The organism is Methylobacterium sp. CCH5-D2 (assembly GCF_001556475.1).
Lineage (GTDB): Bacteria > Pseudomonadota > Alphaproteobacteria > Rhizobiales > Beijerinckiaceae > Methylobacterium > Methylobacterium hispanicum.
This window is the reverse complement of record NZ_LSIX01000320.1, coordinates 1-9,339: the sequence shown is the minus strand read 5'-3', so window position 1 is coordinate 9,339 and position 9,339 is coordinate 1. Positions and strand designations below refer to the sequence as shown.

Sequence of the window (9,339 nt, the reverse complement as noted above, 5' to 3'; positions counted from 1 at the left end):
CCGTAGAGTTCTCGTCCCTCACCCCAACCCTCTCCCGCACGGGAGAGGGGGCGCGTTCCGGTTCACGCCCCACACCGGACGCCGGTTTGTCGTCCAATGAATTGTCGTCCCGGCCCCTCACGGAAGGGGAAGGGCGATGACCGCCCCAACCCAAACCCTCACCCGCGCCCTGATGCGCCTCACCCCCGCGATCCTGCCCTTCGCGGACGCGGCGACGCCCGAGCTGCCGCTCGGCCGCCTCCTGCGGCTCGCGCTGTTCCAGGTCACGGTCGGCATGGCGGCGGTGCTCCTCATCGGCACGCTCAACCGGGTGATGATCGTCGAGCTGCGGGTCCAGGCCTCGGTCGTGGCCGTGATGCTGGCGCTGCCCCTCGTCTTCGCGCCCTTGCGGGCGCTCGTCGGCTTCCGCTCGGACACGCACCGCTCGGTGCTGGGCTGGCGGCGGGTGCCCTACATCTGGTTCGGCACGCTGCTGCAGTTCGGCGGCCTCGCCATCATGCCCTTCGCCCTGCTGATCCTGTCGGGCGACACCACCGGCCCGCTCTGGGTCGGGGACGCGGCGGCAGCGCTCGCCTTCCTGTTCGTCGGCGCAGGCCTTCACACCGTCCAGACCGCGGGCCTCGCGCTCGCCACCGATCTCGCCCCGGCCCAGGCCCGCCCGCGGGTGGTGGCGCTGCTCTGCGCCGCGCTCGTCGCCGGCATGATGGCGAGCGCCGTGCTGTTCGGGCTCGTGCTCGCGAACTTCTCCCCCGTGCGGCTGATCCAGGTGATCCAGGGCGCGGCGCTGCTCACGATGCTGCTCAACGGCATCGCCCTCTGGAAGCAGGAGCCGCGCGCCCCCGCCCGCACCCGCGCAACCGCTCGCCCGGCCTTCTCCGACTCCTGGCGCGGCTACGCAGGGACCGGCCGGGCGCGGCGGCGGCTCGTGGCGATCGGGCTCGGCACGGCCGGGTTCTCGATGCAGGACGTGCTGCTCGAACCCTATGGCGGGGAGATCCTGCGCCTCTCCGTCGCCGCCACCACGGCGCTCACCGCGATCCTGGCGGCGGGCGGCGGCCTCGGGCTCTGGCTCGCCGCGCGCTGGCTCGCCCGCGGGGGCGACCCGTTCCGCGTGGCGGCGGCCGGCTGCGGGGTCGGCATCCTGGCCTTCTCGGCCGTCACCTTCGCGAGCCCGCTCGAATCCGCCCGGCTCTTCGGCACCGGCGTGGCGCTGATCGGGCTCGGCGGCGGGCTGTTCGCCCACGGCACGCTGACCGCCGCGATGAACGCCGCCGGCCCCGAGGAGACCGGCCTCGCGCTCGGCGCCTGGGGCGCCGCCCAGGCGAGCGCGGCCGGCATCGCCATCGCGGCCGGCGGCCTCCTGCGCGACGCCGGCGGGGCGCTCGCCCGTTCGGGTGCGCTCGGCGCGGGGCTGGAGGGGCCCGCGAGCGGCTACCTCATCGTCTACCACATCGAGATCGCGCTGCTCTTCGGCGCCCTCGTCGCCCTCGGCCCCCTGGTCCGCAGCCAGGCCGCACGCCCCGTTCCCGGCCCGGTCACGGGCCGCGACCGCACCCGCCTCACCGAGAGACCCGCCTGAAGAGGGGAGGACGCCACCATGCCGACCGCTCTGCCGAACGCCGTCCCGATCGGGGGACTGACCAGCTATCTCGACGTCGCCCAGGTGGTGCTCTACGCCTTCTGGCTCTTCTTCGCGGGGCTGGTGTTCTACCTGCGCCGCGAGGACCGGCGCGAGGGCTATCCCCTCGAGAACGAGGCGGTCGGGCGCCTGAAGAGGCCGGACCCGATCCTGATCCCGACCCCGAAGGCGTTCCGGCTCACGAGCGGCCACACGATGTGGGCGCCGCAGACCGGCGTCGCGATCGAGACAGAGGTGCCGAGCCGCAAGGTCGAGCCCTGGCCGGGCGCGCCCTACGAGCGCACCGACGCCTCGCTCCGGGCCGGCGTCGGACCCGGCTCCTACGCGCCCCGCAACGACGAGCACGACCGCACCTGGGACGGGGAATACCGCATCGTACCGCTGCGGGTCGCCGACCACTTCGTGGTGCACGAGGACGGCCCGAACCCGATCGGCCTCACGGTGGTGGGTGCCGACCGTAAGCTCGCGGGCGTCGTGGTCGATCTCTGGGTCGATCGGGGCGAGTCCTTCGTGCGCTACTACGAGGTGGAGCTGCCCGGCGGCGGCCGGCGGCTGATGCCGGTCACCTTCTGCCGCGGCCCGCTCTTCGGCCGCAACGTCACCACCGAGGCGCTGCTGGGGGAGCAGTTCGCCGACATCCCGACGACGAAGGACCCGGATTCGGTGACGCTCCGGGAGGAGGAGCGGATCATGGCCTATTTCGGGGCCGGCACCCTCTACGCCACCCCCGCCCGCGCGGAGCCGCTGCTGTGAGCGCGCATTGCGACTTCCTGCCCGAGGGCACGCAACGGGGCCTGCCGGGGCCGCTGCCCACGGGGGAGCGCATCCTCTGGCAGGGCGCGCCCTCCACCCGCGGCCTCTGGCTGCGCGTCTTCCACGCGCCCCTCGCCGGGCTCTGGTTCGCGGTCTGCGGGATCGGCGTCGTCGCGGTGGCCCAGAACCCGGCGGGCACGGCCGCCGCGCTCGCCGGGGTGCTGGGGCTGGCGCTGGCGCTTCTCGGCGTCCTCGCCTTTGCTGCCCACCGCACCACGCTCTACACGGTGACGAACCGGCGCCTCGTGCTCCAGATCGGCATCGCGCTGCCCGTCACCTACAATCTTCCGTTCGGGCAGGTGGAGAGCGCGGAGCTGCGCCTGTTCGGGGACGGCAGCGGGGACGTGCCCCTGCGGCTGAAGCCCGCCGCCCGCATCGCCTACCTGCAGCTCTGGCCGCACGCCCGGCCCTGGCGGATCACCCGGCCCGAGCCGATGCTGCGCAGCGTGCCGGGCGCGACCGAGGCCGCCGCGATCCTGGGACGCGCGCTGGCGGAAGCGCGGGACGCCGAGGTCCGCGCGGCGGCGCCCGGCATCGTGGCCGACCTGCCGGTGATCGTGGCCCGGCCCGGCCGGGCCGCGCCCGGCCGCCTCGTCGCCGCGGAGTAGGCCGATGCGCGCGCCCGTGCATTCCGAGATCCTCGGCTCCGGCCCCGGCCCCGTGCTCCTCGGGGCCGGTGGCCTCCTGGCCTTCACGCTGCTCGCCGTGCTCGCCGGCCGGGGACCGTCCGTGGCGGCCCTGCCGGAGGTCGAGGCCCCGCCCGGGATCGGGGCCCCGCCCGCCGCCGCGCTCGCCTTCCGGGCCGAGGACCGGGACGACGGCTCGATCGCGCTGCGCGAGGCCGAGAGCCTGCGCGTCGTGGCGACCATCCGCCCCGGCGAGGACGGCTTCGTCCGCGGCACCCTGCGCGGCCTCGCCCAGGCCCGCCAGCGCGAGGGGCTGGGGCCGGACGAGCCCTTCCGCCTCGTGCGACACGCCGACGGGCGGCTCGCGCTCGATGACGCCGCCACCGGCCGGCACGTGGCGCTGCAGGCCTTCGGGCCGACCAACGCCGCCGCCTTCGGGCGGATCCTCCAAGATGCCCAACGGCAAGATGCCCAACGGCAAGATGCCCAACGGCAAGATGCCCAACGGCGAGATGCCCACCGGGAGGCGCACCCATGAGCTGGCTCACCCGAACCGCGGTCGAGGTGCCCTGCACCGTCGAGATCGAGCAGACCCCCGAGAGCCTGCACGCCCACGTCACCCTGGAGGCCGGCTTCGAGATCGAGCCCGGCGACGCGGTGATCGTGCACGATTCCCCCGTCTCGGTGCCGTACGGCGAGCGCCTGGTCGTGCGCCGCCACGCCACCGTCACCCGCGCCTCGAAGCTCGAGCGCGCCTGGACCAAGCTGATCGCCCATCTCGAGCTGACCGAGCTCTACGAGGTGAGCTTTTCCGAGAGGAGGAGCCTGTGAACGCGCACGTCCACCCCGCCCAAGGCCAGATCGCGCCGAAGCTGCCGATGAACGAGTCCACCCGCGCCGCGCAGGAGACGACGTTCCTGTCCCCGCGCTTCTACACCACCGATTTCGAGGAACTCGACCGCACCGACGTCGAGCCGGTGCGCGCCCAGTGGGACGTGCTGATCGCCGAACTCCGCTCCGACCCGAACAAGCGCCACTTCATCCGGAACGAAGAATTCGACTGCGACCTCTCGCAGATGGATCCGGAACTCCGGAAGGAGTTCCTGGACTTCCTGGTCTCCTCGATCACCGCCGAGTTCTCGGGCTGCGTGCTCTATGCGGAGATGAGGAAGCGGGCCAAGAACAAGGACATCCGCGAGCTGTTCGGCTTCATGAGCCGGGACGAGGCCAGGCATGCCGGCTTCATCAACGACACGCTGAAGGATTTCGGCATCGGCGTGGACCTCGGCTTCCTCACGAAGACGAAGAAGTACACCTTCTTCCGGCCGAAGTTCATCTTCTACGCGACGTACCTGTCCGAGAAGATCGGCTACGCGCGCTACATCACCATCTTCCGCCACCTCGAGCGGCACCCGGACCGGCGCATCCACCCGATCTTCAAGTGGTTCGAACTCTGGTGCAACGACGAGTTCCGCCACGGCGAGGCCTTCGCGCTCCTGATGCGGGCCAACCCGAAACTGACGAGCGGGCGCAACCGCTACTGGATCCGCTTCTTCCTGCTGGCGGTGTTCGCGACGATGTACGTGCGCGACCACCACCGCCCGGCCTTCCACGCCGCACTCGGCATCGACCCGACCGACTACGATTTCCGGGTCTTCCGCATCACCCAGGAGATCGCGCGCCAGACCTTCCCGGTGCTCCTCGACCTCGACGACCCGCGCTTCCGGGCGGGGCTCGACCGGCTGCTCGCCTGCGCGCGCGGCATCGACGCGGCCCGCGCCCGCGGCGGCCTGACGGGCCGGCTCGCCCAGGGCTGGCACGCGGCGCGCGCGGCGCTCACCTTCGGGCGGCTCTACGCGCTGCCGGTGCGCGAGAACGCGATGCCCGCCGACATCCGCCTCGAGCCGGTCTGGTAGGGGGCGTCGTCCGCATGCCGGCGCTCGCCCTCCCGGTCGTCCTCGCGCTGGTCGCCTGGTGGTTCTCCACCGGGCTGATCCTGGCGCTGCAGCACCTGCCCCGGCGCACCCACGCCTGGAGCCTCGGGGGCGCCTCGCTGGTGCTGGCGGGCGCCCTCTGGACGATCGGACGGAGCGCGGACGACACCGGGGAGGCGGGGGCCTATGCGGGGTTCCTGGGCGCGCTCGCGGTCTGGGGCTGGCAGGAGATGGCCTACTACATGGGCTTCGTCTCCGGCCCGCGGCCCGTGGCCTGCGCGCCGTCCGCCCGGGGGCTCGACCGGTTCCTCTCCGCGCTCGCCACCAGCCTCTGGCACGAATTCGCGATCCTGGCCGGTGGCTTGGCCATCCTCTGCCTGGTCTGGGGCGCGCCGAACCGGGTGGGCCTCTGGACCTACGCCGTGCTGGTGCTGATGAACGCCTCGGCCCGGCTCAACCTGTTCCTGGGGGTGCGCAACCTCCAGCTCGAGTTCCTGCCCGCCCATCTCGGCTACCTCGCGGGCTACCTGCGCCAGCGCGCGATGAACGGGCTGTTCCCGCTCTCGGTCAGCCTCGGCACCGCGGCCGCCGTGCTCCTCGGGGCGGCCGCGCTCGGGGCCGGGACCGCGCCGGAGCGCACGGGGCTGGCGCTGGTGGCCACGCTGACCGCGCTCGCGGTGCTGGAGCACTGGTTCCTGATGCTGCCGCTCCCGGCCGCCGCGCTCTGGCGCTGGAGCCTGCCGGAGGCGGACAAGCCCACCGAGGCCGGACCGGCCGGGGAGGGGGCGTGAGCGCGATGCGGGCACCGACGAGACAGCCAACGAAACGACCCACAGGGGAGAGCCGGCCGATGGACTACGAAGCCTTCTTCGGCGCCGAGATCGCGGGCCTGCGCGGCGAGGGCCGCTACCGGGTCTTCACCGAACTGGAGCGCCGGGCCGGCGCCTTCCCGCGGGCGACCCACCATCACGAGGGGGGCACGCGGCCCGTCACGGTCTGGTGCTCGAACGACTATCTCGGCATGGGCCAGCACGCGGGCGTGCTCGCCGCGATGCACGCGGCGATCGACCGCTGCGGGGCCGGCGCCGGGGGCACCCGCAACATCTCGGGCACCAACCACGAGCACGTGCTCCTGGAGGCCGAACTCGCGGATCTCCACGGCAAGGAGGCGGCGCTCCTCTTCACCTCGGGCTACGTCTCGAACTGGGCGGCGCTCGGCACGCTGGCGGCGCGTCTGCCGCACTGCGCGGTGTTCTCGGATTCGGAGAACCACGCCTCGATGATCGAGGGCATCCGGGCGAGCCGCGCGGAGCGCCACATCTTCCGCCACAACGACCCGGCCGACCTCGACGCCAAGCTCCGCCTCGTCGATCCGGCCCGGCCGAAGATCGTGGCCTTCGAGTCGGTCTACTCGATGGACGGCGACATCGCGCCGATCGCGGAGATCTGCGACGTGGCCCAAGCCCACGGGGCGCTCACCTACCTCGACGAGGTGCACGCGGTCGGCCTCTACGGAGCGCGGGGCGGCGGCATCTCGGAGCGCGACGGCCTCGCCGACCGCCTCGACGTGATCGAGGGGACGCTCGGCAAGGCCTTCGGCGTGCACGGCGGCTACATCACGGGCTCGGCCCGGCTCTGCGACTTCGTGCGCAGCTTCGCCTCGGGCTTCATCTTCACCACCTCGCTGCCCCCGGCGGTCGCGGCGGGGGCGGCGGCGAGCATCCGCCACCTCAAGGCGAGCGGGGCCGAGCGGGCGCGCCACCAGGACCGGGTCGCCCGCACCCGGGCCGCGCTCAGCCGCGCCGGGATCCCGGTCCTGCCCAACGACAGCCACATCGTGCCGGTGATGGTCGGCGACCCCGTGCTCTGCAAGGCGATCTCCGACACGCTGCTGGACGAGTTCCGGATCTACGTGCAGCCGATCAACTACCCGACGGTGGCGCGCGGCACCGAGCGCCTGCGCATCACGCCCTCGCCGCTGCACACGGATGCCGACATCGCGCACCTCGTGGCGGCTTTGTCGATCGTCTGGGCGCGGATGGGCGTGGAGCGGCGCGCGGCGGAGTGAGGGCGTGAAACCCTCCCCCCTCTGCGGGGGAGGGTGCCTCGCGGATGCGAGGCGGGAGAGGAGACGCCGCCTCAGGAAGGTGCTCGGCATCGATGCCGCGCTCGTGCCTGAACCGTTGCTCCCCTCTCTGCGGGACTTCGTCCCGATCGACCCGGCCTTACGGCCGGCCCACCCTCCCCCGCAGAGGGGGGAGGGAGAGTTGCGTCGGTGAACCAGGAGCGACGCCCATGGACAGCGTGACCGCACGGCACCGGGACGGCGAGCCGGATACCGTCTTCGAGCCCACACCCGTCGCGTCCGCCCCGCCGCCGGCACCCGTCTTCCCCTTCTCGGCCATCGTCGGCCAGGACGCGATGCGCGAGGCGCTGCTGATCGCGGCGGTCGATCCGCTGATCGGCGGCGTGCTGGTGCTGGGCGACCGCGGCACCGGCAAGTCCACGGCGATCCGGGCGCTCGCCGCCCTGCTGCCGCCGATGCGGGCGGTGGCCGGCTGCCCCTACGCCTGCGACCCGGAGGCGCCCGCCGCCGCCTGCCCGCACTGCGCAGGCGGGGCCCCGCGCCGGGCGGAGACGCGGGCCGTGCCGGTCGTGGACCTGCCGCTCGGCGCCACCGAGGACCGGGTCGTCGGCGCGCTCGACCTGGAGCGGGCGCTCACCCGCGGCGAGCGGGCCTTCGAGCCGGGGCTGCTCGCCCGGGCCAACCGCGGCTTCCTCTACATCGACGAGGTGAACCTCTTGGAGGACCACATCGTGGACCTCCTGCTCGACGTGGCGGCCTCAGGGATCAACACGGTGGAGCGCGAGGGGCTGTCGCTGCGCCACCCGGCCCGCTTCGTGCTCGTCGGCTCCGGCAACCCGGAGGAGGGGGAGCTGCGCCCGCAGCTCCTCGACCGGTTCGGGCTGGCCTGCGAGGTGGCGACGCCGGCCGACATCCCGACCCGGGTCGCGGTGGTGCGCGCCCGCGACGCCTTCGAGCGGGATCCGGCGGGCTTCCACGCCGCGCACGCCGCCGCCGAGCGGGCGACCCGTGAGACGATCCTGGCGGCGCGCGCCCGGCTCGGCGCGGTCGCGGTGCCGGACGCCGCCTTGGAACAGGCCGCCCGGCTCTGCCTCGCCCTCGGCACGGACGGGTTGCGCGGCGAGCTGACCCTGATGCGCGCCGCCCGCGCGCTCGCCGCCCTCGACGGCGCGGCGACGGTCGGCGACGCCCACCTCGCCCGCGTCGCCCCCGCGGCGCTCCGCCATCGCCTGCGCCGCAACCCGCTGGACGAGGCCGGCTCGACCGCCCGGGTCGCGCGGGCGGTGGCCGAGGTGTTCGCCGCGTGAGCGGGCAGACGTCACCGTCCGACGCGGGCGCCGCGCAGCAGCGCGCAGCGGAGACGTCCGGGCATGCGCCAAAGCCGCGCCGCGCCGCCTTTCCCGCACGGGAGAGGGGACCCGCGCTTTCCGCGGCACCGGCGAGCCCTGCCCGGAGCGATGATGCGGTGGAGACGCCCTGGACCACCGCCCTGCGGGTCGCCGCGCTCCTGGCCGCCGACCCGCACGGGTTCGGCGGGGTCGTGGTGCGGGCGGGTGCCGGGCCGGTGCGGGATCGCTGGCTCGACACCCTGCGGACCCTGCTCGACGCGCGTCCCCTGCGCCGCCTGCCGCCGGGGACCGGCGACGACCGGCTGATCGGCGGGCTCGACCTGCCCGCGACCCTGGCGCTCGGGCGGCCCGTGCTCGGGCGCGGCCTGCTGGCGGAGGCCGACGGCGGCGTGCTGGTGGTGCCGATGGCCGAGCGGACGAGCCCCGCCACTTCCGCCCGGCTCGCCGCCGCGCTCGATGCCGGCACGGTCGCGGTCGAGCGCGACGGGATCGGCGCGCGCCATCCCGCCCGGATCGGGCTGGTGCTGCTCGACGAGGGGGAGGGGGACGAGACCGTGCCGGAGGCGCTCGCCGACCGCCTCGCCTTCCGGATCGACCTCGGCGGGATCGGGCTGGGGGAGACGCGAGCGCCGGGCGCGCGCGCCTCTTCATCTCGGGCGGACGGCTCCAGCGCCTTCCCGCCCACCGCAGAGAGGGGAGGGAGCGCGGCGGCCGGTGCGGGCCATGACGTGCCGCCATACGACCACGAAGGCACCCCCGTCCGCGACCCCGTCGCCACGCTCTGCACCACCGCCGCCGCGCTCGGCATCGCCTCGCCGCGGGGGCCGCTCCTCGCCCTGCGGGTCGCGCGCCGGATCGCCGGGGCGGGCGCGGTGGACGCGGCGGCCCTGGC

Annotated in this window: 9 protein-coding genes and 1 pseudogene; all 10 read left to right on the top strand. The window is 74.3% G+C overall.

What is annotated here, in order from left to right:
* The first annotated feature begins 136 nt into the window (after positions 1-136).
* Entirely contained in the window at positions 137-1,579 is a 1,443-nt protein-coding gene (locus AX737_RS08470) for a BCD family MFS transporter (RefSeq protein WP_066920576.1), read from the top strand.
* A gap of 18 nt (positions 1,580-1,597) precedes the next feature.
* Positions 1,598-2,392 carry a photosynthetic reaction center subunit H gene (gene puhA, locus AX737_RS08465; RefSeq protein WP_066920574.1) on the top strand — a complete coding sequence of 265 codons (795 nt, stop codon included), beginning with the start codon at positions 1,598-1,600 and terminating at the stop codon, positions 2,390-2,392.
* Complete coding sequence (gene puhB / locus AX737_RS08460; protein ID WP_066920571.1) at positions 2,389-3,060, top strand: photosynthetic complex putative assembly protein PuhB; 672 nt, start codon at positions 2,389-2,391, stop codon at positions 3,058-3,060. The genes puhA and puhB overlap by 4 nt, the downstream gene beginning before the upstream one ends.
* A 4-nt stretch (positions 3,061-3,064) precedes the next feature.
* Entirely contained in the window at positions 3,065-3,616 is a 552-nt protein-coding gene (puhC, locus tag AX737_RS08455; protein WP_082772951.1) for a photosynthetic complex assembly protein PuhC, read from the top strand.
* The gene (locus AX737_RS08450) at positions 3,613-3,909 is read left to right on the top strand and encodes a hypothetical protein (RefSeq protein ID WP_066920570.1); all 297 of its coding nucleotides are present in this window, start codon (positions 3,613-3,615) and stop codon (positions 3,907-3,909) included. Before puhC ends, AX737_RS08450 begins: the two co-directional genes overlap by 4 nt.
* 47 nt (positions 3,910-3,956) lie before the next feature.
* A complete protein-coding gene (acsF, locus tag AX737_RS08445) occupies positions 3,957-4,994 on the top strand; it encodes a magnesium-protoporphyrin IX monomethyl ester (oxidative) cyclase (RefSeq protein ID WP_156453598.1) in 1,038 nt (345 codons plus the stop codon).
* 14 nt (positions 4,995-5,008) lie between these two features.
* Entirely contained in the window at positions 5,009-5,803 is a 795-nt protein-coding gene (gene puhE, locus AX737_RS08440) for a putative photosynthetic complex assembly protein PuhE (protein ID WP_066920566.1), read from the top strand.
* 59 nt (positions 5,804-5,862) lie between these two features.
* On the top strand, positions 5,863-7,080 hold the full coding sequence (gene hemA, locus AX737_RS08435) for a 5-aminolevulinate synthase (protein ID WP_066920564.1): 1,218 nt from the start codon (positions 5,863-5,865) through the stop codon (positions 7,078-7,080).
* 227 nt (positions 7,081-7,307) lie between these two features.
* Complete coding sequence (gene bchI, locus AX737_RS08430) at positions 7,308-8,405, top strand: magnesium chelatase ATPase subunit I (RefSeq protein WP_066920562.1); 1,098 nt, start codon at positions 7,308-7,310, stop codon at positions 8,403-8,405.
* A gap of 158 nt (positions 8,406-8,563) precedes the next feature.
* Positions 8,564-9,339: pseudogene (bchD, locus tag AX737_RS08425) on the top strand (magnesium chelatase ATPase subunit D); the annotation flags it as partial.

What these genes read in the sequence shown, in the direction of transcription:
- AX737_RS08470 (WP_066920576.1), top strand. Translation starts at nt 137, where the DNA reads ATGACCGCCCCAACCCAAACCCTCACCCGCGCCCTGATGCGCCTCACC.
- puhA (WP_066920574.1), top strand. Translation starts at nt 1,598, where the DNA reads ATGCCGACCGCTCTGCCGAACGCCGTCCCGATCGGGGGACTGACCAGC.
- puhC (WP_082772951.1), top strand. Translation starts at nt 3,065, where the DNA reads ATGCGCGCGCCCGTGCATTCCGAGATCCTCGGCTCCGGCCCCGGCCCC.
- AX737_RS08450 (WP_066920570.1), top strand. Translation starts at nt 3,613, where the DNA reads ATGAGCTGGCTCACCCGAACCGCGGTCGAGGTGCCCTGCACCGTCGAG.
- acsF (WP_156453598.1), top strand. Translation starts at nt 3,957, where the DNA reads ATGAACGAGTCCACCCGCGCCGCGCAGGAGACGACGTTCCTGTCCCCG.
- puhE (WP_066920566.1), top strand. Translation starts at nt 5,009, where the DNA reads ATGCCGGCGCTCGCCCTCCCGGTCGTCCTCGCGCTGGTCGCCTGGTGG.
- hemA (WP_066920564.1), top strand. Translation starts at nt 5,863, where the DNA reads ATGGACTACGAAGCCTTCTTCGGCGCCGAGATCGCGGGCCTGCGCGGC.
- bchI (WP_066920562.1), top strand. Translation starts at nt 7,308, where the DNA reads ATGGACAGCGTGACCGCACGGCACCGGGACGGCGAGCCGGATACCGTC.